Origin of the sequence: Mesorhizobium sp. LNHC232B00, assembly GCF_000502435.1 — a bacterium.
Taxonomy (GTDB): Bacteria; Pseudomonadota; Alphaproteobacteria; order Rhizobiales; family Rhizobiaceae; genus Mesorhizobium; species Mesorhizobium opportunistum.
Map to the genome: position 1 here is coordinate 288,676 of NZ_AYWP01000006.1, position 22,786 is coordinate 311,461.

Here is a 22,786-nt window from a genome sequence, read left to right on the forward strand (position 1 = left end):
GCGGCCATCTGACGGCGTTTTCTGCGCTTCCGGTGCTCACGGACCCAAATGTCCGCTGCGCTCCGGTTCTCGAAATCACCACCATATGACTCGCCAGAGCGAATTTCGAAACGGTCTCGGAGGGTAGAGTTTACTCGGCCGGAATCTGGGCCGGCCTTGCGGCAAGCCGGCTCAGCATGGCCTCGGCCTCGGCGCCGCGCTCGGAGCGCTCGATGAAGCCGCCGCCGAAGACACGGGCCTCGTTGCCATCGTCGGAATAGAGCACGCAGGCCTGTCCGGGCGCGATGCCGGACTCGCCGTCGGCCAATTCAACCGAAGTCACGCCTGCCTCGTGGCGCAGCACCGCCGGGCGCGGCGGCCTGGTCGAGCGGACCTTGGCGAACAGCTCGATGCCGCCTGCGGGAATATCGGTGAGCCGCCCGTCGCCAAGCCAGTTCATGTTGCGCAGGTAGATCTTGTGCGTCTCCAGCGCCTCGCGGGGGCCGACCACGACGCGGGCCCGTTCGGCGTCGAGATGGACGACATAGAGCGGCTCGCCAGACGCGATGCCGATGCCGCGGCGCTGGCCGATCGTGTAGCGCAGGATGCCTTCATGGCGGCCGAGCACGCGGCCGTCGATGTGGACGATGTCGCCCGGATTGGCGGCTGAAGGCTTCAGCTTGGCGATGATGTCGGAATATTTGCCCTGCGGCACGAAGCAGATGTCCTGGCTGTCCTGCTTGGCCGCGACCGTCAGCCCCATCTCCTCGGCAATGGCGCGAACCTGCGGCTTCGACAGGCCACCGAGCGGAAATCTGAGATAGTCGATCTGCGCCTGGGTGGTGGCGAACAGGAAATAGCTCTGGTCGCGGTCGGCATCGACCGGCCGGTAGAGCGCGCGATGGGCGCCGTTGGCGCCGGAGCGGATGTAGTGGCCGGTGGCCAGCGCATCGGCGCCCAGCTCCTTGGCGGTGGCCAGAAGATCGGCGAACTTCACTGTCTGGTTGCAGGAGACGCAAGGGATGGGCGTCTCGCCGGCGACGTAGCTCTCGGCGAACGGGTCGATGACCGCCTTGCGGAACCGTTCCTCGTAATCGAGCACGTAGTGGGGAATGCCGAGCGTCTCGGAGACCCGGCGGGCATCGTCGATATCCTGTCCGGCGCAGCATGAACCGGCCCGGTGCGTCGCCGCGCCATGATCGTAGAGCTGCAAGGTGACGCCGACGACGTCATAGCCCTCGCGCTTCAGCAGGCCGGCGACCACGGACGAATCCACGCCGCCCGACATGGCGACGACGATGCGGGTGTTTTCGGGACGTCCGGGAAGATCGAGACTGTTCATGGTGCTTTCATTCTGCGCGGCACCTGAATGCCAATGTCGAGAATATAGGTCAAGCTTTCCGGCGACGCCAGCTTGCACGCCAATTCACGGGCCAATTCACGGCTTGTGGCCGATCCGCGACCGGGCGGATTTTCCCGGCCAATTCAAGGCTTCCAGCCAGATATTTCAAATGCCGGCGAAAAGACTAACGCGGCGTTCACGATCCTTACCTAGTCATTAGGGTCTGCTTAGGCAATTTTTAAAGCTGTGGCGGTAACGTGGCGGGGATTGGGTCTTGAGTTTTTTGTAGAGAGTACGATGACCGATCTGGTTAGACCTAGAGTCAAGTATGTTATCGGGCCTGACGGCAGCCCCCTTACGATTGCCGATCTGCCGCCGACGAACACGCGTCGCTGGGTCATCCGGCGCAAGGCGGAAGTGGTCGCGGCGGTGCGTGGCGGACTTTTAAGCCTCGAAGAGGCCTGCCAACGCTACAAGCTGACCACAGAGGAATTCCTGTCCTGGCAGGCGTCGATCGACGAATACGGTCTCGCCGGGCTGCGCACAACGCGCATCCAGCAATACCGGCACTAAAGAGCCGGCCTGAACACGGTCAAAGGGCGCGGCATTCCGCGCCCTTTGTTTTTCGAAACGGTTTCTGGTGTTTTTCGAGCAATTTCTGGCGGTCAGACCGTCAGCGCCACCTTGCCGATCGGCCTGGTCGCGAGAAAGGCGTGGGCAGCGCCGGCCTCTTCAAGCAGGAAGCTCTTCGCCACATGGACGGTGAGCTTGTTCGCATCGATCAAGCGGCCAAGTTCGACCAGGCCTTCGCGATCGGGCACGACGGACATGCGCTCGACCCGGATTTCGCGCGCGGCGGCATCGGCTCGCGTGGCGTCGTTGACATTAAGCAATGACACCAGCACGCCTCCACTCTTGATGACCTTCAGCGAGCGATCGGCGTGGTCGCCGCCCACTGGCTCCAGCACCAGATCGATGTCGCTGATCTGGCTGGTGAAATCGCCCTTGGTGTAGTCGATGACCTCGTCGGCGCCGAGCTTGCGGACGAAATCGAGCTTGTTCGGGCTGGCGGTGGCGATGACGTAAGCGCCGCGCGCCTTGGCGATCTGCACCGCCAGATGGCCGACACCGCCGGCACCCGCATGCACCAGCACGCGCTGGCCCGATTTCAGTCCGCCATGGTGGACAAGGCCTTGCCAGGCGGTAAGGCCCGCCAATGGCAATGCGCCGGCCTGGATGTGGTCGGCTCTCTCAGGCTTGAGTGCTATTTCATCCGCGGGGACAGCCGCCAGCTCCGCGTAAGCCGCTGCCTGCTTGGGGAAGCGCGGCATGCCGAACACCTCGTCGCCAACCTTGAAGGCGGTGACGCCGTCGCCCAGCGCCTCGACCGCCCCCGAGATGTCCCAGCCGAGGATGAAGGGCGGCTCGCCAAGCAAGGGATAATAGCCGGCGCGTACGGCGCCATCGACGGGATTGATGCCGGCGGCCTTGACTCGAACCAGCACCTCGCCGGCTTCGGGCGAGGGATCAGGCTGGTTGGCAATGACGAGGACGTCGGGTCCGCCGACAGTATTCTGGACAACGGCACGCATCGGGTGTCTCCTGCTTGATTGCTGCCACTATCATTTGGATAGTAATAATCTCTTGTCCAGTATGTACCTTTTTTATATATAGGTACCCCATGGATAGTGAAGACAATTGCCCCTTGGGCTATGACGCGTTCCGACGGACATGTCCGTCGCACACCGTGCTTGAGATGCTGGCCAGCAAATGGGTCTATCTGGTGGTTTGCGCGCTGCGCAAAGGCCGGCGGCGCAATGGCGAGCTTGCCCGCAAGCTCGAAGGCATCACGCCCAAGATGCTGACGCAGACACTGCGCGTGCTGGAGCGCGACGGCCTGGTGCGGCGGGAGGTCTATCCGGTTATTCCGCCACGCGTCGAATATGAGCTGACCGAGCTTGGCCAGAACCTGGCGGGATTGCTCACCCAGATCAGGTCATGGGCCGAGCAGCACGCACCGGACATCAAGGATGCCCGCGCAAGGGCGATTGCCGCAAATGAAGGGGATTGGGCCGCCTAGAGCCGGTTCACCCTCTCGAGGCCGTCGCCCGGTAGGTTGCGCGCGCCGGGCGGACGCGCTCGGGACGCGGATGTCAGCCGATCATGGCGCTGCGGCCGCCGGTTTCGGTCTCGCGGATCTTGGTGTCGCGCGATTCCAGCATTTCAGCCTTGGAAAGCTCCGCTTCAGCTTCGCCGAGTAATGATTCGGCAGCGCTTCGCTGCTGGGCGAGGTCGCCTTGCGAATTTCTAAGGTTGTCGCGGCGCAAACGCGCCGCCTTGGCGAAGGTCGGATAGGCAAAATGGTTGATGTCGGTGATGCCGGCTTTCTTTTCCTCGGCGGTGATCTGAAGCTCCAGTTCGACCGCCATGCGTTCGAACTCGGCGATCATCATGTCGAGCTGCAGAAGCTGACGCCGCTTCTCATTCACCTGAAACTGTTTCAGCCGAACGAGGTTTTCACGTGACTTCATGATTCGGTACTCCCGGAAACGCACACCCGCACATATCGTCCAAACCGCCTGGAAAGGCCCAAGCTCTGCCCATGTCCACCGGCATTCCCCGAACTATGGGAAACAAAACCCTAAAGTTTTTTGCCGACGGTAACCATTCGTTTACGGGCATTGTTAATCATACGGGTCAGGACTTAAGGCCGGGTAAAAATTCCGGCCGCCGAAGCGAAGCCGCCTCGATGAGTCCCTGGAGTCACTTAGTCCAGGTTATTAATGTGTTGCATTAGGAATTTTGGTCTGTGATTCGTCATTAGATTCAAGAGGGTGTAGAAAGGGGTTAAAAAATCTGATACCGTCATGGACGGGAAATTAGGTTTTGTTAACCATTCAATGGCAGCCTCTGCACAAGGCAACCACTGCTCCGGGGCAGGACGGGTCGAAAAATGGTCCGGCGGCAGAAAAGGGGAATGAAATGCGTGTTCTGCTGATAGAAGATGACAGTGCAACCGCACAAAGCATCGAACTGATGCTGAAATCGGAAAGTTTTAACGTCTATACGACGGACCTCGGCGAAGAGGGTGTCGATCTCGGCAAACTCTACGACTACGACATCATCCTTCTCGATCTCAACCTGCCCGACATGTCCGGCTACGAGGTCTTGAGAACGCTTCGCCTCTCCAAGGTAAAGACGCCCATCCTCATCCTCTCCGGCATGGCCGGCATCGAGGACAAGGTACGCGGCCTCGGCTTCGGCGCCGACGACTACATGACCAAGCCTTTCCACAAGGATGAGCTGGTGGCGCGCATTCATGCCATCGTGCGGCGTTCCAAGGGCCATGCCCAGTCGGTCATCACCACTGGCGACCTGGTGGTCAATCTCGACGCCAAGACCGTTGAGGTCGGCGGCCAGCGCGTGCATCTCACCGGCAAGGAATATCAGATGCTGGAGCTGCTCTCGCTGCGCAAGGGCACCACGCTCACCAAGGAAATGTTCCTCAACCACCTCTATGGCGGCATGGACGAGCCGGAGCTGAAGATCATCGACGTCTTCATCTGCAAGCTGCGCAAGAAGCTCGACGCCGCGTCCGGTGGCCAGAATTACATCGAGACGGTCTGGGGCCGCGGCTATGTGCTGCGCGAACCGGAAGACATCCGGGTCAGCGCCTGAGCTGCAAACGCCTTCACCATCGATAAAAACCCGGCTCAGGCCGGGTTTTTTGCGTGATGAGCGGATACTTCGTGATGGGCGGATACTTGCGGGGCGAATGCTTGCGGGGCGAATGCTTGCGGAAAAGCGTTCCGGATTTTCCCGGAACGGTTCCAGGCCCCCGAATCAGGCGGCGATCTTCAAGGCGCGAAAGCGCTCGAGCAGCTGCGGGCGGTTGAAGGGCTTCAGGAGATAGCCCTGGGCGCCGGCGCGCTTGGCCCGCATGATCGACGCAATATCGAGCTCGACCAGCGAGATCAGGATCTGCGGCCTGATCGGGCTTTCCATGGCGCGTACGCGGCGGATGAGGTCAACCGCCTGCACGTCCGGCAGGGCGCCGTCGACGACGATGATGTCAGGCATGTCGGCGGCACACATCTCCAGTGCGTCAAGTCCGCTCGCTGCTTCGATGATCATCATATCGGAACCGCCCAGGATGCGTTTTGCAACCTTCCTGATGACGCTCGAATCGTCGACGAACATACAGCGTTTCATTTCCGAGTCCTCTTTGCCTTTTGGCAATCCGGTAGCGTCGGGGCATCGAGGAGCACCATAAGCCAATCTGGTAAAGAAGCCGAAAAGGCATTGGGTAAAATTTTTGCAAAGATGCCATTTGACTGACTTTTCCTTGCAGATGCTTCGATGTGGTCGTTTGGGAGAAAGCTCAACGCTTCCAACTCAGCGATCGGGCTAATATTACGCCGTTAAAAATACTTGCTCTCCGTGCAGATCGACCCGGTACTCAGGCCGCTGAAAGCACGATTTCTTCCGCCGTGGCGTGGATCGATATCGTCATGGCGGCCTCACGGGCCAGAAGCAGCGTGTAATAAGGCTGGACCGAATGCGCATCGATCGGCTCTTCCGGCTTGTGGCCGGAATGCAGTTCGAGAAATTTCGGCGGTACGCGCAGCATCGGCCCGCTTGCCGAGAGTGAAAAGCGCGGCTCGGTTTCCAGATTCTCCAGCGTTACGACCAGCTTGCCGCCGCGCGGGATGGCGGCGTTGGCAACCAGGAGCAGGTTGAGCAGCAGCTTGACCTTGTTCTTGGGCAGCAGCGCTCGGATCCCGTTCCAGACCAATTCCGGCTTTTCGTTCTTGAGGAAAGCGATGGCGACGGCTTCGGCGTCTCCGGTATCGATCATCATGCCCGCAGAGCCGGCCGCGCCAAAGGCGATGCGGGCGAACTGCAACCGGGCCGAGGCGTTCTTGGCGCTCTGGCGGATGAGCCGCATGGCGTCTTCGTCGGCGCCGCCCTCGTCGAGCAGCTCGAGCCCGTTGTTGATCGCGCCGACCGGCGAGATGATGTCGTGACAGACGCGGCTGCACAAAAGTGCAGCCAGATCAGGTGCGGAAAGAGTGAACAGATCGGCCATCGGCGAAAATCCCTGCAAATTTCACAACTCACGGCCGAGCGATCGATCGTCGCCTGCCAACACGAATCACGCTCGCTCCCAGGCTTTTTGAATACACAGCGCCCGTGCTTGCAGCAACAAATCCAAAATTGTGGTTATGGCAAATGGCGCGTTCACGCAGGCTGCCGCCCGTATGAGAGATCCCAAACAGCCTTCGAACCGCCATGTTCATGTGCGAGCTTAATGGTTGAAAAAGGATTACGGCATAGTTTGCCCCTAACAGTTACCCTTAACGGCCGCCTAAAGAGCCGTATGGGGTGCGAGGCGTCGGCGAAGGTGCTCCCTGACGGAGATTGGAAGCATGTTTTCCCGATTCTATGACCGGACCTTTTTCCGTGTCACCTCTGGCCGGAACCTGTTCCGTGTCATACCAGACCGGACATTTGTCCGTGTCGTATCAATGGCGATCGCGCTCATGGGTGCTCTCGTCTTCTCGACTTCAGCCCTGCGGGCCCAGGAATATACCGCTCAGGAGATTGTCGATTCCGGTCACAAGTTCTTCGGCGCGACATCGGGCGGGCTGGCCACCGTCATCGAGAAGATCTTCGCTTCCTACGGCCTGCCCAATGGCTACCTGCTTGGCGAGGAGGGCTCGGGCGCGCTCATCGGCGGCCTGACCTATGGCGAAGGCACGCTCTACACCAAAAATGCCGGCGACCACAAAGTGTTCTGGCAGGGCCCGTCGCTGGGTTGGGATTTCGGCGGCGAGGGATCCCGGGTGATGATGCTGGTCTACAACTTGGACGACGTCGGCAACCTCTACAACCGCTACGGCGGCGTGGCGGGGTCGGCCTATGTCGTGGCGGGTGTCGGCTTCAATGTGCTGAAGAACAACAATGTGCTTTTGGTGCCGATCCGAACCGGTGTCGGTGCTCGGCTCGGCGTCAACCTCGGCTATCTGAAACTGACCGAGCGGGCGACGTGGAATCCCTTTTGATCGAAGCCCGTCGTGCCGCAAAGCCGGCTTTTCGACGGGGTTTGTAGGGCCGTGATCCCCAATGCGCTGCGGCAAGCCCTTGCCGCAGCGCCGGATTTCCGCCATGCCAATATGGTACGGTCCAGTTCAGGCGGTTGCCGCCGATAGCGGGTAGTCCTTTGGTTCAGTCGGTCCTGTTCTTTGCCCTTGGCTTTCTGTGTGCCGGCTTTCTGGCGCTGATGATCGCTCCGGCGGTCTGGAGGCGAGCCGTCGCCCTGACGCGCAGGCGCATCGAAGCTTCGATCCCGTTGACCCGGGCCGAGATCCAGGCCGACAAGGACCGGATCCGGGCCGAGTACGCCATGTCGGCGCGCCGCCTCGAGATGAACGTCAAGGCGCTGCGCGAGAAGGCAGCCGAACAACTCGTTGAGATCAATCGCGGCCGCGAGGCGTTGAAGGGGCTGGCCGTCGAGCGCACGGAAAAGAACCACGCGCTCGCCGAACTCGGTGCCAAGGACGAAGCGCTACGGCAGCGCGAAGAGGAACTGCATCAGCTTTCGGAACGGCTCAAGGAAACCGAACGAAAGCTGGAAAAGCGGGCGCTCGAGCTCGAAAAGCTGGAGCACATGTATGACGACGCCAGTTTTTCTTCCAGCAGCCGGCAGATCGAGCTGGTGGCGCGCGAGTCCGAATTGCAGAAGCTTGCCAGTGACATCTCGCTGCTGCGCGGCCAGCGCAAGGAGGCGGACCGCCGCCAACAGGAGATCGCGGCCGAAAGCAAGGCAGCGCGCGAGGCCCTGAAGGCCGAGAAGAAAAGGACGGCTGAACTCGACAAGAAGGTCGAACGGCTGCTCGCCACGCTCGCCGATCGCGAGGACAAGCTCGAGCGCCGCGAAAAGGATCTGGCGCGGCTGCGCGAAAAAGCGAAAACCGAGGAGGGCGGACCGGCTCTGCGGCTGGTCGGCAAGCCTGATCAGGTCGACAAGCTTGAGACTGACAGGCGTGATGAGGCCGCCAAGCGTGATGAGGCTGAAAGGCGCGATGAGCTGGATAGGGCGATCGCCAAGCTCGACAGCGATCGCGAACGGCTGGAGGCCAGGCTGACGGCGCTGGCGCGCGAGAACAAGCGGCTCAAGGCGGATCTTGGCGCCATGGCATCATCGGGCACCACGAATGGCGGTGCCGCGCTGCGCGAGCAGATGAACGAGCTGGCGGCGGAAGTCGTCCACCTGACGGCCAAGCTCGAGGGGCCCGATTCGCCGATCGCCAAGGCGTTGGCGGTACCGCAGGACAGCCGGCCCAGCGGCGGCGACCGCAGCCTCGCCGATCGAGTGCGAGCCTTGCAGAATGCGGATGCTACCTGAGGCTGCGGCTGTCGTTCTCCCAAAAACCGAGGTCACTTTCGGGCGACATGCCTTAGCGGTGCGAGAAATGATGCAGGGCAATGGCTGAGGCGGCTGCCACGTTCAGGCTGTCGAAGCCGTCCGCCATGGTTATCCGTACGGTCTGCAGGCGCGCGAGCAGGCTTTCGGGCAGGCCTTCGCCCTCGGTGCCGAGATAGAGCGCCAGACGCCCGGCCGGCTTTGCATCGCGTATGTCGGTCCGTCCGCGTGGCGACAGGGCGAACTGTTCAAAGCCCCGCTCAGCCAGCATCGCCGTGAAGCCGGCGGTGTCGGTGAAGGACGCAAAAGGGATCTTCAGCGCGGCGCCGACCGAAACACGGATCGCCTTGCGGTACAGCGGATCGCAGCATGTCGCGTCGATCAGCACCGCATCGGCGCCGAAGGCGGCGGCGTTGCGGAAGATCGAACCCATATTGTCGTGGTTGGAAATGCCAACGAGCACCACAACCAGGGCCAGAGCGGGCAAGGCATCCAGCAATGGGCCGGCCGGCTGCGGCGTCTCCTTGCGGCCGATGGCCAGGATGCCGCGATGCAGGTGAAAGCCGGCGATCGCGTCCATCACCGCGCTGGTGACGACATAGACCGGCAGATCCGCGGGTGCCTTGTCCAGCGTGTCCTTCAGGCCGCCCAGCCGGTTTTCCAGGACCAGGACGGATTCGGCGCTGAAGCGTCTCGACGACAAAAGCAGGTCGAGCACCACCTTGCCTTCGGCAACGAAGCGGCCTTGCCGGCCCGCGAGATCGCGTTCGCGGATATCGAGATAGGCGGCGACACGCGGATCCTGCGGGTCGTCGATGCGAATTGGGTTCATGTCCCCTGCTCAAAGATCGAGAGCGCGGATCGTGCGTCGGAAAGGACGCACTAGCCACGCTCTGGAAATCGTCGGCGAGGTAAACGGCCGCAGAAGCGTCCGGTCAAGTCCCGGCGCGGCGCAATCTCTGTGCCATCTGGGACAGGTCCTCCTTGCCGCTGCCGAAAATACCATCCAGCATGACAAGCAGTTCGCGCACCGCATCGGATTTGCAGGAGTAGTAGATCATCTGACGGTCGCGGCGGGTGTCCACCAAATCGAGCGCCCGCAGCTTGGCCAGATGCTGCGAGAGGGCGGATTGGCTGAGCATCACCTTTTCGGCGATAGCGCCGACCGACATTTCACCGTCGATCAGATAGCTCATGATCAACAGCCGTTTTTCGTTGCCCATAAGCATCAAAAATTCGGCCGCCGGTTCAGCGTTGGCGATTAGCTTTGTCGAGACCATAAATGCCCCATGCTGTTTGCTCATCGAGGTGCCATGGGGGCAATGGCGCCTGAATCCATAAATTCACTTGCGAAAGGACACTGACGAGTCAGCGCCACCCCTTGAGCGTAGAACATTTCTTCCAAATCTCAAGCATTGCTTTTGATCAAATGCAATTAAGTTCTGTCATTTGTCTTCATCATTGTGCGGCCGCTCCTGACCATTTCAACCAAAGCGGGCCGCAATTCACCTGCTGCCACCAGGGGTTGCGGAAAGAAAACCCGGCAAACATTATCCCCCGATACCAAGTCCATGCCGTCGGCATCCAATCCGGCGATGGTCCAGCCCTCGCCGGATGCCCTGGCAAACTGATGTGCGTAAACGGCGACCGCGTCGAGATGTTCCGCGTTCATGTGCTCGATGGCGGATTGTTCGCTGTCCGCAAGCTCTTCGACGATGGGTCCGCTGCTGGTGAGATCGGACCGATCGAGCAGATAGGCCTTGCCGAAGCCGCCATTGAGGCTGGCGCGTTGCGGTTCGAGGCGAAAGATCGAAAAGTCGCCGAGCCCGGCATAGAGGCCGGCCTTGGGATTGCGGTTGAGATAGCGGCGCTCGGCGCGGGCGTGGATGCCCGAGCCACGCTCCAGCCGCGATGCCCCGCAGATCAGCGTCAAGCGCGGATGCGCCAGGGGGTCGCCCTTGCCTGGCTCGCCGAGCAGCAGGGAGCAGCGCGGATCGGCAAGCAAGGCAGGCGTGTGCGCGGAAAGCATCGACACCAGGATCAGCGGCGCGCCATCGATGTCCGTGGCCACGCCGACCCGGCTCACCAGCGGCGACCCGGTCCGCGGCTCCAGCACCGCCAGTGCGCCGAAGCGGGCGCTGCGCAGAAGCGTCTTCGCCAGCCGGATCGCCTCGGCATCGGTCTCGCGGATCACGTCCTTCTTGCGGTCGTCCAAGGTTCCGGCCCTGCTAAGTTGATCTTCTTATTCCACTTATCGGACGAAGATGCCGGGTTTGGCAAGGGCTAGCGCTTATGCACTTCGTTATATCAAAAATCGCTTCGCACCTTGGACGGCATGCATCACTTCGGCGCCATGCGGATGGCGCCGTCGAGGCGGATGGTCTCGCCGTTCAGCATCTGGTTCTCGATGATGTGCAGGGCAAGGGCGGCATATTCGGATGGTTCGCCGAGGCGCGAAGGGAAGGGCACGGCGGCGCCCAGCGAATCCTGCACCTCCTGCGGCATGCCGGCCATCATCGGTGTCTTGAAGATGCCGGGCGCAATGGTGCTGACGCGGATGCCGGAACGGGCCAGGTCGCGCGCCACCGGCAGTGTCATGCCGACCACACCACCCTTGGAGGCCGAATAGGCCGCCTGGCCGATCTGGCCGTCATAGGCGGCGACCGAGGCCGTGTTGACGATGACGCCGCGTTCGCCACCCTGCAGCGGCTCGAGCTTCGCGGCGCGTTCGGCGACGAGGCGGATCATGTTGAAGGTGCCGATCAGATTGACCTCGATCACCTTGCGGTACTGGTCGAGCGGATGGGGACCATCCTTGCCGATCGTCTTCACGCCGATGGCGATGCCGGCGCAGTTGACCAGGATGCGCGGCTCGCCGAGCTTGGCCGCGACCTCGGTGAGGGCGGCAGCACCGCTGTCGGCGCTGCTGACGTCGCATTGGACGGCAATGCCGCCGATCTCGGCCGCGACCTTGGCAGCGCGGTCGATGCCGACATCGAATATGGCGACGCGGGCACTTTTGGCGGCAAGCGCCCGAGCCGTCGCCTCGCCAAGGCCGGAGCCGCCGCCGGTCACGATTGCGATCTGGCCGTTCGGGGTCATGGCATCATTCCTTCTGTAAAGCAGGCCTTCCTGTGAAAGCAGGCCCTCCTGTGAAAGCAGGAAAGGATCAGTGCCAGATCGAACGGGAAGGTCAAGCCATGGCGGCGATGTGCTCGGCGACCCTGGCCTGACTGGCGTGACCGACCTCGCCCAAGAGCTTGGCGACGGAACCCGGCACGATCTCATGCGACAGCAAGCGGTCGAGATCGACAGGGCGCGGCATCGAAATCTGGCCGCGCGGGATCCGCTTGAAGCCGAGCGGCCCGTAATAGGGCTCGTCGCCGACCAGTATAACGGCCGGCGCACCGGCCTTGGCGGCAGCTTCCAGCGCAATCGCCACCAGCCGGCGGCCAATGCCGAGATTCTTGAAGGCGGGCCGTACCGCGAGCGGCCCGAGCATCAGCGCGCGGCCGGGGCCGGCGGCAATGCGGGTCATGCGCACCGAAGCGACGACGATGTCGCCGTCGACGGCGACAAAGGACAGAGCGCGTTCGTGCCCTCCAGCCTCGCGGATCTTGTAAGCAGCCAGGACAAAACGGCCGGGGCCGAAGGCCTCGTCGTTGATGGCTTCGATTTCAGCATCATGCGCCGGGGTTTCCGGCAGGTATTTCACGTCGGCAAGGCTCATGGTCTTTGCGTTCCGGTAGAGAGGAAAGGTTGCTGCAAACGGCAGCATTCGCCAGTCAGCGCTTCATCAAGCGCGGGCGCCCTTTCGTCGTCGGTCAAACCGGATCAAAGCAAAGTCGAACATGCGGAGTGTCCGCTAGCATCAATTTTCGGCCGCTGCAATCGACCCCGTTCACTGGCCCTAACGATTGACAGTCTGTTCAGCCCTGATGATTTCAGCCTTGCCGCGTCGCGCTCTACATCAGGTGGAAAGGCGAAAGGACATCCCATGGGATTGCTGGTCGACGGCAAGTGGCAGGACCGCTGGTACGACACCAAGGACAGCGGCGGCAAGTTCGTGCGGGCGCAGTCGCGGTGGCGCGACTGGATCACGCGTGACGGCAAACCGGCCGAGGGCGGCCATCGCGGCTTCAAGGCAGAGCCCGGCCGCTACCACCTCTATGTCTCGCTTGCCTGTCCGTGGGCGCACCGGACGCTGATCTTTCGCGCGTTGAAGAGGCTCGAAGGTATCATCTCCGTCTCGGTCGTGCACCATTTCATGGGCGCGAACGGCTGGACGTTTCTCGCCGAGGACGGCGCCACCGGCGACACGCTCTACGGCCTCGACTTCCTGCACCAGATCTACACCAGGGCCGATCCGGCCTATTCCGGCCGGGTCACGGTGCCGGTGCTGTGGGACAAAAAGGAGCAGACCATCGTCTCCAACGAATCCTCCGAGATCATCCGGATGCTCAATTCAGCCTTCGACGAGTGGGGCGATGCCGGTCTCGATTTCTATCCACAGCCCTTGCGCGGCGAGATCGATGCGATCAACGCTCTAGTCTATCCCGCCATCAACAACGGCGTCTATCGTGCCGGCTTCGCCACCACGCAAGCCGCCTATCAGGAGGCCTTCGATGCGTTGTTCTCGGCGCTCGACACGCTCGAGGATCGGCTTTCCAAGCAGCGTTATCTCGTTGGCGATCGCATCACCGAAGCCGACTGGCGGCTGTTCACCACGCTTGTGCGCTTCGACCCGGTCTATGTCGGTCATTTCAAGTGCAATCTGCGCCGTATCGCCGACTATCCCAACCTGTCGAACTATCTGCGCGACTTGTATCAGGTACCCGGCGTTGCCGGCACGGTGAACCTGCATCACATCAAGGCGCATTACTACGGCAGCCACGAAACGATCAACCCGACGCGGATCGTGCCCATGGGACCGGAGCTGGACTATGCCGCGCCGCATGACCGGGGACGGTTCAGGAAGGCGGCCTGATAACCGGCAGGCTGATCAGCGGAAAAGTTTGGTGTCGAGTTGCGTTTGCCTTTTGCGATTGGCTTTCAACATCCGATTTCCGAACCAACTCGAGTAACCGAAGGCGTTGAGGCAGAAGGCAAACAGCGTCGCCAATGCCATGATCGCAACCCAGCCACCAAACGGAATTCCTCTCAATTTTGCCGCCGTGGCGTCGTCCGCGAGTGAAAGCAGAAGGAACAACATCGAGAATAAAATGATGGCTATCGTGGAAAACACCACCGTTTTCCAATACTCCCCTCTATGGAAGGTTCTCCCATTTTTTCGTATAAATAGGGAATACGCCGTCAAAGTAGAGGCGAAATTCACCCCGAAATAGGTATTCTTCCCAGTTAGCGCGATGAATGACGGAAAAATTATTGCCAAGGCGATCAGGGCCAGGCTTACTAAAAACGTTACAAGCATGTAAATGCCGACATAAGGCCATATACTGACCGTATCTGTTTTTTCGTAAGCCATCATCGCCCCTCGATAAGATTTTAGTGAAATTAAAATCACTGAAGTCGAGGTGCAGGGTAACTGTATTTCGTAAATCACCAGTAACTAGAAATCGGCTCTCCCTGGAAAACCTCGGCGATCCGCCGCAGTGTCGCCGGCGTCGTTGCTTCCGGCAAGCGGTCCAGCGGGAAGAAGCCGGCTTCGGCGATCTCGTGGTCAGGCAGCTTGGGCGCCGTCTGGGCGAACTGCTCGATGAGATAGAAGCCGACATGATCGCGGCGGCTGGAGCGGCGGTTGAAATGCATCGATTTCAGTGCTGGTGGAGCGATTAGCGCGATGTTGCCTTCCTCCGCCAATTCGCGCGCCAGCGCTTCGTCCATCGTCTCGCCGACCTCGACGCCACCGCCGGGAAGCTGCCAGCCCGGCACATAGGTGTGGCGGATGAGGAAAACGGAATTCGTGGCGGTGTCGTGGATCAGGCCGCGCACGCCGAGCGTCATTGGCCGCCGCAGCACGAAATAGAGATGGAACAGCCGGGCCCTGAGGCCAGCCCAACCGGTCTGGCGGAAGGGATCTTGCGGGCTCGTCATCAGTAGCGAAACCGTGGGTGGAAAGGAGGGCGCTGGTCGCCTATGAAGGATGCATGTTCAGGCTCGCGCATATTTCCGATGTCCATCTGGGGCCGCTCCCGGATGTATCCTATCGCGATCTCGCCTCCAAGCGCGTGCTCGGCTACGTCAACTGGCAGCGCAACCGCCGCCGCCACATGCATGACGCCGTCATCGACACCATCGTCGCCGACGTCAAGGCGCAAAGTCCCGACCATCTCGCCGTCACCGGCGACCTGGTCAATCTGGCGCTCGACGGCGAGATCGAGATGGCCAGGCACTGGCTGGAGACGTTGGGACCGCCGCACGACGTTTCCGTCGTTCCGGGAAACCACGATGCCTATGTGCCCGGCGCCTTCGACAAGGTCTGTCGCTCATGGGCGGCGTGGATGAGCGGTGACGGCATCAACACGCCGGTCGACCGCAATGCCTTTCCCTTTCTGCGCGTACGCGGCAATGTCGCGCTGATCGGCGTCTCGACGGCGCGCGCCACGGCGCCCTTCATGGCCAATGGCTTCTTCATGGAGGGGCAGGCGGAGCGGCTCGGCAAGATCCTGCGCGACACCGGCGGGCAAGGCCTGTTCCGCGCCATCATGATCCATCATCCGCCCGTGCGCGGCGCTGTCCCGCAGCACAAGCGGCTGTTCGGCATCGCCCGCTTCCACAAGATCATTCGCCGGCATGGCGCCGAGCTTGTCCTGCACGGCCACTCGCATCTGCCGTCGCTGTTCCAGATCGGGGTCCGCGGCGCCAAGATCCCGGTTGTCGGCGTCGCCGCCGCCGGCCAGGCGCCGGGCGGCAAGCACCCGGCGGCACAGTACAATCTGTTCGACATCGACGGCGAAAAGGACAATTGGCGGATCCGCCTGACCCGGCGCGGCCTGACCGGGCCGGCGATACCGCCTGTCGACCTGCAGACGCTGGAGCTAGGGGCCCCGGCCGCTATGGCCGCAAGCTGAGCCCCATTGCCACGAGGCGGTCCCAGAACAGGGCGATCGACACCGCCAGGCCGACCAACGCGCCGGCGGCGATCAGGCCAAGGCCGGACAGGAAGGCAGACCAGCCCTTGCTGCGTTGTGGCGACCGCAGCGGCGGCTCCGCCTCGCTCACCTCGGCGCGCTTCATGCCGGCGATTGCCGGTTCGACCCCGCCTTCCATCATCCTCTGGCGCTCGACGATGCGCTCGGCGACATAGCGCGTCACGGCGTTGGCAACCGGCTTCATCTCGGTCGATTCGGCGAGCACCACACGGCCGATGCGGGTGTCCTTGAGGAAACGGTAGGTGCGGCGATCACGGCCCATCGCGACATGGCTGACGGCGTCGATCCACAGACGCGGCTGCAGCCCCGAGGAAACGACGAAATCGAAATTGTCCATGTCGGCGGGAACGTCGGCAAAGACGGGCGCGAGTTCGGCGGCCAGGAGATCGAGGCGCATGCGATGCGCCTCGCGCATGTCGACGACGACATCGTCGCGGTCGGCAAAGGCGTTCTTCACATCACGGATGGCATCGGACAGTTTGCTTGACGGATCGATCTTTTCGCCTGCGTCCTTCATCGGCGTGGCCTCGCGGGTTTGGTTAACACGCAGTTAACACAGCCGCCGGCAAAATGCACTGGCGAGATGGGGGCGAGATCAGGGGGCGAGGCGCAGGGGATATGGCGCTCGGCGGCAACTCAATCGGCCGTGGTGGCGAGTTTCGGGCGAACGGGTCTCGCGCGACGGTTCATGTTGCGCTGGATGATCCTGGCGATCAGATCGGGGGCTTCCTCGATCAGCATATGGCCGGCCTCCAGAACGTGATGCACATGAAAGCGCGCCGGCAGGCCATCCGCATGGGTGAAGGGCAGCACCGCGTCTTCAGTTCCCCACACCACCATCACGGGCATGGCCAGCGTGTCCAGCAGGTCGCGCGGGATGACGCCTTGCCGGTCGTCTCTGGTCATGGCAGCTGCGATCTCGACAAGTTTTTCCAGTTGCCCCGGCCGCCTGCGCATTTCGGAAAGCGTATCGGCGGCGTGGTCAAAAGGCAGCGCGCGTGGACCCGACATGGCGGCAAGGCAGGCAAGGATCTCGGACGACTCGCTCGCGGCGGCAAAACGGCGCAACAGCGCCCCGTTGATCTCGGGGCCGAAGCCACCGGGCGCCAACAGCGTCAGCGAGGCGACTTTTTCCGGGTCGGCCAGCGCCATCAGCACCGCGACAGCGCCGCCCATCGAGTGGCCGACCAGATGGACCCGCTTGAGCGCCCGCGCGGAGAGATCGGCGTGAATGGCCTTTGCCGCCACCTTGGCCGGACCGGCACCCGGGAAATCGAGCGACAAGCCGTGTCCCGGCAGATCATAGGCCAGCGTGCGCGCCGAAGCCGACAGGGGAGAGATCACCTCACCCCAGACGTCATGGCAACCACCGAAGCCATGCAGCAGAACGATGGTCTTCGAACCAGCACCTTGTTGGGCGGCATAAAGCGATGAAATCATGAACTGGAGGCTTGTTGCGAGATTGGAAGAGCGCGAGACGAGACACCAAATGTGGCTGGAATGCCCTTCGTCGAGCGCAATGGCCAGTAAAATCTTCGTAGAGTATGAAATCGACAATGGGTGGGCAGGCCGAACCCGTGGATGTCGCTTGGCGTTAGCTGGCGTTCCCGAGCCCGGCGGCGCGCAAGGCGCCGACCAGCCGCTCGGTCAGGTCGGCCGGATATTTCCGGTCGACGAAGGTCGCGCGCGGATTGGCGGCGAATTTCGGAAATTTGGCGCTCAGCTCATCGAGCAGCTTGCGCGCCTGACTGTCCCGGCCGGCAATTTGGGCGCCGATCAGCCGCGCGGCGAGATAGTGTGATTTTGTTGCAGTCGTTCTCAAGGCGTTGCTGGCAATGGTTGCCTTGTTCATGTCGCCGAGCATGAATTCGCCGGCGAAGAGTCCGAAATCCCACCATGTCGGATGCCCGCTGGAGGCATCCACGGCATGAGCCAGAAGCGGTGTTCCCTCGGTGTAGCGGCCGGCGAAAATCAGTCCGTAACCATAGGCGGCGGCCATGGAGGCGTCGTAGGGGTTGAGGTCATAGGCCTTGCGCATCCAGCGCAGCGCCTCGTCGGGATTGCCAAGGCGCGAATAGATGTAGCCATAGGCGCGATGCGCGTTAGGGCTGGTCGGCCCCATCTGTATGGCGCGGTGGGCGAACGTCAGCGCCTTCTCGATCGTCGCATCCGGCGGATAGGCGTAGTGGTCGTTCACCGCCTCGAGGTGCAACGAGGCGAGTTCCGAATAAACCAGCGACGATTTTGCGCCGTCGTCGGCCAGGGCTTCAAGGCAGCGGTACGCGGCGCCGTGGGTTCTGACGTTTTGGTCGAGATAGTATTTGCCGTTGAGCAGCAGGCATTGCGTCAGGCCGGTCTGCATGCCGCTCTGCTCGATATAGTTGTAGATCGTGCCGGAAGCGGGAAGAGCCGAACTCAGGATGCCGGCGATGCGGTCCTCGACGGCGTTCGGCGCGCTGTCGGCGGCGGTCAGGTTGCGCGACAAAAGCACCCGGCCGGTCGCCATGCTCTGCAGCTCGATGGTGATGTCGCCCGCGCCCGGTCCAGGCAGGATATCGAAGATGAAGCTCGTGGCATTGGTGCCCGGATCGGTCTCGTCGGCGGCCTCGCGGCCGATGAAGTCGACCGTATCGAAACCGCTCAGGCCGGCGCGCAAGGACGCGGCGACACGGCTGGCATCTTGGCCATTGGCCTTGACGGCGAGGTAGACGAGCGGCAGGGCCTCACTTGCCGGGGACCGGGCGATGCTGCCGGTCAAGCCGGCGGGCTCGAACGTAGCCGGTATGTCGCCACCTGCCAGCAGGGCGCCGCTGCCCTGACGCAGGATCAGAACACCGAGCATGGCGATGACCACGGCGATCGCCATCCAGAAGAACCTGAGATGGCGCGCCACAGAGGGCTCCGGAGCCGCAGTCGATGCCACCAATGCGGCGGACGGAATGTCGACGGCGCTCGGCTGTTCGGATGGCGGTGCCAGCGCTTCCGTCTGCCCGGCAAGGTTGGCCGTTTCCGGCAGGCGGATGGCGTTGAGTTCATAGGCCGGGACATAGCCGCCGCGCGGAATGGCGATGCGGACGGGTTCGGCGACGCCTTCATTGGCGAAATACTGCTGCAGCAAATCACGCAGCCGGCCAGCCTGGACCCGCACCACTGCATCGGTCGACGGATCGAAATCACCGTCCTTGCCGAAGACGTCCATGGCGATGGAAAAGCCCTTGAGCCTGTCGGCCTCGCCTGCCTGTTCGCGTTCGACGAGATAGCGGATCAGTTTGCGCGCGCGTTCGGACCGTCCAAACGTTTCGCTGGCAAGTAGTCGCTCCAGTGTCTCGCGCACTGCGGGGGCGGCAGGCGTGGCATGCTGCAAGTGTCGATCCTCTCGAAGTCGGCACAGGTTGAGACACGATCATATCGTGCCCGCATCTCCACACAAGTATGCACCCATTATGCGATCGCGTACCTAACCGGATAATTTTCCGGTGGTTAATGGCCCCGCTGCAGGACGTTGGCGGCGGGCGCCGAAGCGCGCCGACATCATCGGCCATTTGGGCCAAGCCCGGTTCGGGTTCGAAAAAGTCGGCGCGAGAGCGCTGCTGCTCTCGCGCCGACGACCGGTAGGGATTACCGCGCCTTGCGGCCTACGATACGGTTGGCGGCGGAAGTCACGGCTTCCAGCGAGGCGGCGACGATGTTGGTGTTGATGCCGGCGCCGAACAGCTTTCCGCCTGGATATTCCATCTCGACATAGGAGATGGCGGAGGCATTCGAGCCGCGCTGCATCGAGTGCTCGGAATAGTCGAGCACCGACATCTCGACGCCGACATGCCGCGACAGCGCATCGACGAAGCCGTCGATCGGACCGGTGCCAGTGCCTGATATCGTCGTTTCCCTGCCGTTGTCGAGGATGACAGCCTCGACCACGCGCCGCCCCTTGACCTCGGTGTCGGGGTAGGTGTGGTGATCGAGGAATTTCAAGCGTGCGCCCGGCTGGTCGACATAGGCCTCGAGGAACCGCTCATAGATGCGCTTGGCCGGCACCTCCTTACCTTCCGCGTCGGTGATCGCCTGGATCGCCTGGCTGAACTCGATCTGCAGATTGCGTGGCAGGTTGAGACCGTAATCGGCCTGCAGCACGTAGGCGATGCCGCCCTTGCCCGACTGCGAGTTGATGCGGATGATCGCCTCGTAGCTGCGGCCGACATCGGCCGGATCGATCGGCAGGTAGGGCACTTCCCACAGCGGCGTGTTGGCCTTCTTCAAGGCCTTCATGCCCTTGTTGATGGCGTCCTGATGCGAACCGGAGAAGGCCGTGTAGACGAGTTCGCCGACATAGGGGTGGCGCTCGGGAATCTTCAACTGGTTCGAATATTCGTAGACATCCTTCATCCGGTTGATGTCGGAGCAGTCGATGCCGGGATCGACGCCTTGCGTGTACATGTTGAGCGCCAGCGTGACGATGTCGACATTGCCGGTGCGCTCGCCATTGCCGAACAGCGTGCCTTCGACGCGGTCGGCGCCGGCCATCAGGCCGAGCTCGGTGGTGGCGATGCCGGTGCCGCGGTCATTGTGCGGATGCAGCGAGATGATCAGCTTCTCCCTGTTGTCGAGATTGCGGCACATCCATTCGATGCGGTCGGCATAGACGTTGGGCGTCGACATCTCGACCGTCGACGGCAGGTTGATGATCAGCTTGTTGTCTGATGTCGGCCTGACGATCTCGGTGACGGCATTGCAGATCTCCAATGCCACGTCGAGCTCGGTGCCGGTGAAGCTCTCCGGCGAATATTCGAAACGGAAACCGCCACCGGCCTTGGAGGCCATGTCGGTGATCATCTTGGCCGCGTCGGTGGCGATGCGCTTGATGCCGCCGACATCCTTCTCGAAGACGACGCGGCGCTGCAATTCACTGGTCGAATTGTAGAAATGCACGATCGGGTTGGTGGCGCCCTTCAGCGCTTCGAAGGTGCGGGTGATCAGCTCGGGCCGGCACTGCACCAGGACCTGCAGCGACACGTCGGCTGGGACATTGCCTTCCTCGATGCACCAGCGGGCGAAGTCGAAATCGGTCTGCGAGGCCGAGGGGAAGCCGATCTCGATCTCCTTGAAGCCCATGTCGAGCAGCAGGCCGAACATGCGCGCCTTGCGCTCATGGCCCATCGGATCGATCAGCGCCTGGTTGCCGTCGCGCAGGTCGACCGAACACCAGATCGGCGCCTTATCGATGACTTTCGAAGGCCAGGTCCGGTCGGTGAGGCCAACGGTTGGATAGGGTTGATATTTGCGGGCAGCGTCGGGCATGCCCCGGGCCGGTTCCGCATCCTTGCCGGCTGCAGCGGCATCAGGGCGGATTTGTTCTCGTGCGTTCATCGTCGTTTCTCCCGGCGGCCCTCGGATCCGTCCTGGACGGATTGATGGCGAGTGGCGCCTTTACCAGATTTTCGTTCGCTTGATGTGATTGGCCAAGGAGCATGCGCTTGCGCGGCGGTTCGACCGCCGGGCGCTCCTTCAGCGAACCCGGCGATCGCCGATAAGGCCGAGAAGAAGCAGGGTCGAGGCAAGCGCGCGCACGGTCTCGCCGGCAAAGCCGGTCTGACGGGAAGCGGTGGTGGCGCGCGTGTTCATGGCGGTTCTCTTACAGGAGCGGCTTGTGAGAGGCAAGCGGGGTGGGACCCGGTGTCGTAAGCACATGAGTTGTCCGGATTAGGTAGCACGCGAGTTGTCCGGTTTTATCGCCAGCGAATGGAGGCNTTCGATGATGGAGGCAGGCGAGTTGCTGGGCATGTCGGAGCGGCAATTCCGGCGTTACCGCGACCGTTACGAAGAAGCTGGGGAGGCTGGGTTGCTCGACCGGCGTTTGGGCAAGCTTTCGACGCGCCGGGTGCCCGCGGAGGCGATCGAGGAGATGCTGGAACTTTATCGCCACCGCTACCTTGGCTGGAACGTGAAGCATTTCCACGAGCACCTGCTGCGCGATCATGACTTCAGCTGGGGCTACACCTTCATCAAGACGCAGCTTCATGCGGCTGGGCTGGTGGAACGGGCCAAGCGGCGCGGTGCTCACCGGCGCAAGCGGGAAAGGAAGCCGTGCGAGGGGATGATGCTGCATCAGGATGGCAGCCGTCATCAATGGCTGGCGGGTGGGCCGATGCTGGATCTGATCGTAACGATGGACGATGCGACGAGCACGATCTATTCGGCCTTCCTGATCGAGGAGGAAGGCACGGCGTCGAGCTTTCAGGGACTTCTGGAGACATTCGTCGCCAAGGGACTGCCGTCGAGCCTCTACAGCGATCGCGGCAGCCACTATTTCGTGACGCTCAAGGCCGGCGGTGCTGTCGACAAGATTCGCTTGACCCAGGTTGGCCGGGCGCTCGATCGGCTCGGCATCGAACATATTCCAGCCTATTCGCCTGAAGCCAGGGGCCGCTCCGAGCGAATGTTCTCAACCTTGCAGGACCGACTGCCTAAGGAACTGGTACTGGCCGGCATGGCTGATATCCAGGCCGCCAACGGCTTTATCGCACAGACCTATCTGCCGGCTCACAATGCCCGCTTCGCCAGGCCGGCCGCGGTTGAGGACAGCGCCTTTGTCGCCGCCGACCCGCAACAACTGGCCCAGATCCTGTGCATCGAGGAGGAGCGCGTCGTTGCCCGTGACAACACGGTCGCCTTGGAGCGGCTGCGATTGCAGCTCCCGCACAGCCCGATCCGGCATCACTTCGTCAAGGCCACGGTCAAGATCAGGCGGTACCCGGACGGCACCCTCGCGATCTTCCACGGGCCGCGCCGCATTGCGCGATACAGGCCCGACGGCGTCGCAATCGAAGAAACTTGCCCCATCAGGCAAGCCGCGTGAACCGCTTCGACGCAAAACTGAAGCGGACAAGTAATGTGCTACCAAAACCGGACATCTTGATTAGCTACCGACAG

General features: G+C 62.1%; 24 protein-coding genes. 8 read left to right on the forward strand and 16 right to left on the reverse strand.

What is annotated here, in order from left to right; all coding sequences use genetic code 11:
- Nucleotides 1-130: 130 nt before the first annotated feature.
- Nucleotides 131-1,321: a tRNA 2-thiouridine(34) synthase MnmA gene (mnmA, locus tag X743_RS158030; RefSeq protein WP_023765281.1), complete on the reverse strand. Its 1,191-nt coding sequence runs from the start codon at nt 1,319-1,321 to the stop codon at nt 131-133.
- Nucleotides 1,322-1,618: 297 nt separating this feature from the next.
- Here mnmA and X743_RS158025 point away from each other — a divergent pair, with 297 nt between their 5' ends.
- Nucleotides 1,619-1,894 carry a DUF1153 domain-containing protein gene (locus X743_RS158025; protein WP_006203587.1) on the forward strand — a complete coding sequence of 92 codons (276 nt, stop codon included), beginning with the start codon at nt 1,619-1,621 and terminating at the stop codon, nt 1,892-1,894.
- Nucleotides 1,895-1,986: 92 nt separating this feature from the next.
- Here the strand turns inward: X743_RS158025 and X743_RS158020 are convergent, their stop codons facing one another.
- Complete coding sequence (locus X743_RS158020; protein ID WP_023765282.1) at nt 1,987-2,913, reverse strand: NADP-dependent oxidoreductase; 927 nt, start codon at nt 2,911-2,913, stop codon at nt 1,987-1,989.
- Nucleotides 2,914-3,002: 89 nt separating this feature from the next.
- Here X743_RS158020 and X743_RS158015 point away from each other — a divergent pair, with 89 nt between their 5' ends.
- Complete coding sequence (locus X743_RS158015; protein ID WP_023765283.1) at nt 3,003-3,401, forward strand: helix-turn-helix domain-containing protein; 399 nt, start codon at nt 3,003-3,005, stop codon at nt 3,399-3,401.
- Between the two features lie 73 nt (nt 3,402-3,474).
- Here X743_RS158015 and X743_RS158010 read toward each other — a convergent pair whose 3' ends face one another.
- Complete coding sequence (locus X743_RS158010) at nt 3,475-3,852, reverse strand: flagellar export protein FliJ (protein ID WP_023765284.1); 378 nt, start codon at nt 3,850-3,852, stop codon at nt 3,475-3,477.
- Between the two features lie 451 nt (nt 3,853-4,303).
- Between X743_RS158010 and ctrA the strand changes: the two genes are divergently transcribed.
- On the forward strand, nt 4,304-4,999 hold the full coding sequence (ctrA, locus tag X743_RS158005; protein ID WP_006203583.1) for a cell cycle two-component system response regulator CtrA: 696 nt from the start codon (nt 4,304-4,306) through the stop codon (nt 4,997-4,999).
- A 165-nt stretch (nt 5,000-5,164) separates the two neighbouring features.
- On the opposite strand, the gene X743_RS158000 is transcribed toward ctrA, so the two are convergent.
- The gene (locus X743_RS158000; RefSeq protein ID WP_013893382.1) at nt 5,165-5,533 is read right to left on the reverse strand and encodes a response regulator; all 369 of its coding nucleotides are present in this window, start codon (nt 5,531-5,533) and stop codon (nt 5,165-5,167) included.
- 247 nt (nt 5,534-5,780) lie between these two features.
- On the reverse strand, nt 5,781-6,410 hold the full coding sequence (locus X743_RS157995) for a histidine phosphotransferase family protein (protein WP_023765285.1): 630 nt from the start codon (nt 6,408-6,410) through the stop codon (nt 5,781-5,783).
- Between the two features lie 439 nt (nt 6,411-6,849).
- Between X743_RS157995 and X743_RS157990 the strand changes: the two genes are divergently transcribed.
- Both X743_RS157990 and X743_RS157985 read left to right on the forward strand, forming a co-directional pair.
- Complete coding sequence (locus tag X743_RS157990; RefSeq protein WP_083833235.1) at nt 6,850-7,386, forward strand: EipA family protein; 537 nt, start codon at nt 6,850-6,852, stop codon at nt 7,384-7,386.
- 158 nt (nt 7,387-7,544) lie between these two features.
- Nucleotides 7,545-8,729 carry a hypothetical protein gene (locus tag X743_RS157985; protein ID WP_023765287.1) on the forward strand — a complete coding sequence of 395 codons (1,185 nt, stop codon included), beginning with the start codon at nt 7,545-7,547 and terminating at the stop codon, nt 8,727-8,729.
- Between the two features lie 52 nt (nt 8,730-8,781).
- Here the strand turns inward: X743_RS157985 and X743_RS157980 are convergent, their stop codons facing one another.
- The 5 genes from X743_RS157980 to X743_RS157960 all read right to left on the reverse strand — a co-directional run bounded on the left by X743_RS157980 (nt 8,782) and on the right by X743_RS157960 (nt 12,477).
- Complete coding sequence (locus tag X743_RS157980) at nt 8,782-9,579, reverse strand: RNA methyltransferase (protein WP_023765288.1); 798 nt, start codon at nt 9,577-9,579, stop codon at nt 8,782-8,784.
- Nucleotides 9,580-9,682: 103 nt separating this feature from the next.
- Nucleotides 9,683-10,027, reverse strand: coding sequence for a metalloregulator ArsR/SmtB family transcription factor (locus X743_RS157975; RefSeq protein WP_013893387.1), 345 nt, complete (start codon nt 10,025-10,027; stop codon nt 9,683-9,685).
- Nucleotides 10,028-10,182: 155 nt separating this feature from the next.
- Nucleotides 10,183-10,962, reverse strand: coding sequence for a HugZ family protein (locus X743_RS157970; RefSeq protein ID WP_023765289.1), 780 nt, complete (start codon nt 10,960-10,962; stop codon nt 10,183-10,185).
- A 125-nt stretch (nt 10,963-11,087) separates the two neighbouring features.
- Nucleotides 11,088-11,849 carry a 3-hydroxyacyl-CoA dehydrogenase gene (locus X743_RS157965; protein ID WP_023765290.1) on the reverse strand — a complete coding sequence of 254 codons (762 nt, stop codon included), beginning with the start codon at nt 11,847-11,849 and terminating at the stop codon, nt 11,088-11,090.
- A 91-nt stretch (nt 11,850-11,940) separates the two neighbouring features.
- Entirely contained in the window at nt 11,941-12,477 is a 537-nt protein-coding gene (locus X743_RS157960) for an N-acetyltransferase (RefSeq protein ID WP_023765291.1), read from the reverse strand.
- A 267-nt stretch (nt 12,478-12,744) separates the two neighbouring features.
- Here X743_RS157960 and X743_RS157955 point away from each other — a divergent pair, with 267 nt between their 5' ends.
- Nucleotides 12,745-13,734 (forward strand): glutathione S-transferase family protein, encoded by a 990-nt coding sequence (locus X743_RS157955; RefSeq protein WP_023765292.1) that lies wholly within the window; start codon nt 12,745-12,747, stop codon nt 13,732-13,734.
- Between the two features lie 15 nt (nt 13,735-13,749).
- Here the strand turns inward: X743_RS157955 and X743_RS157950 are convergent, their stop codons facing one another.
- The gene (locus X743_RS157950) at nt 13,750-14,232 is read right to left on the reverse strand and encodes an ABZJ_00895 family protein (protein WP_198028431.1); all 483 of its coding nucleotides are present in this window, start codon (nt 14,230-14,232) and stop codon (nt 13,750-13,752) included.
- A 74-nt stretch (nt 14,233-14,306) separates the two neighbouring features.
- Nucleotides 14,307-14,801, reverse strand: a complete 495-nt coding sequence (locus X743_RS157945) for an NUDIX domain-containing protein (protein WP_023765294.1) — start codon at nt 14,799-14,801, stop codon at nt 14,307-14,309.
- 53 nt (nt 14,802-14,854) lie between these two features.
- Between X743_RS157945 and X743_RS157940 the strand changes: the two genes are divergently transcribed.
- Nucleotides 14,855-15,778, forward strand: a complete 924-nt coding sequence (locus X743_RS157940) for a metallophosphoesterase (RefSeq protein WP_023765295.1) — start codon at nt 14,855-14,857, stop codon at nt 15,776-15,778.
- On the opposite strand, the gene X743_RS157935 is transcribed toward X743_RS157940, so the two are convergent.
- From X743_RS157935 to leuA, 4 genes are all read right to left on the reverse strand, one after another.
- Nucleotides 15,762-16,376 (reverse strand): hypothetical protein, encoded by a 615-nt coding sequence (locus X743_RS157935; protein WP_013893396.1) that lies wholly within the window; start codon nt 16,374-16,376, stop codon nt 15,762-15,764. The genes X743_RS157940 and X743_RS157935 overlap by 17 nt on opposite strands.
- A gap of 119 nt (nt 16,377-16,495) precedes the next feature.
- Nucleotides 16,496-17,299: an alpha/beta fold hydrolase gene (locus X743_RS157930; RefSeq protein WP_023765296.1), complete on the reverse strand. Its 804-nt coding sequence runs from the start codon at nt 17,297-17,299 to the stop codon at nt 16,496-16,498.
- A gap of 154 nt (nt 17,300-17,453) precedes the next feature.
- Nucleotides 17,454-19,223 carry a tetratricopeptide repeat protein gene (locus X743_RS157925; RefSeq protein WP_023765297.1) on the reverse strand — a complete coding sequence of 590 codons (1,770 nt, stop codon included), beginning with the start codon at nt 19,221-19,223 and terminating at the stop codon, nt 17,454-17,456.
- Nucleotides 19,224-19,477: 254 nt separating this feature from the next.
- Nucleotides 19,478-21,223, reverse strand: coding sequence for a 2-isopropylmalate synthase (gene leuA, locus X743_RS157920; protein WP_084555480.1), 1,746 nt, complete (start codon nt 21,221-21,223; stop codon nt 19,478-19,480).
- A gap of 385 nt (nt 21,224-21,608) precedes the next feature.
- Between leuA and X743_RS157915 the strand changes: the two genes are divergently transcribed.
- Nucleotides 21,609-22,712, forward strand: a complete 1,104-nt coding sequence (locus X743_RS157915) for an ISNCY family transposase (RefSeq protein ID WP_156934413.1) — start codon at nt 21,609-21,611, stop codon at nt 22,710-22,712.
- The last annotated feature ends 74 nt before the right edge of the window (nt 22,713-22,786 follow it).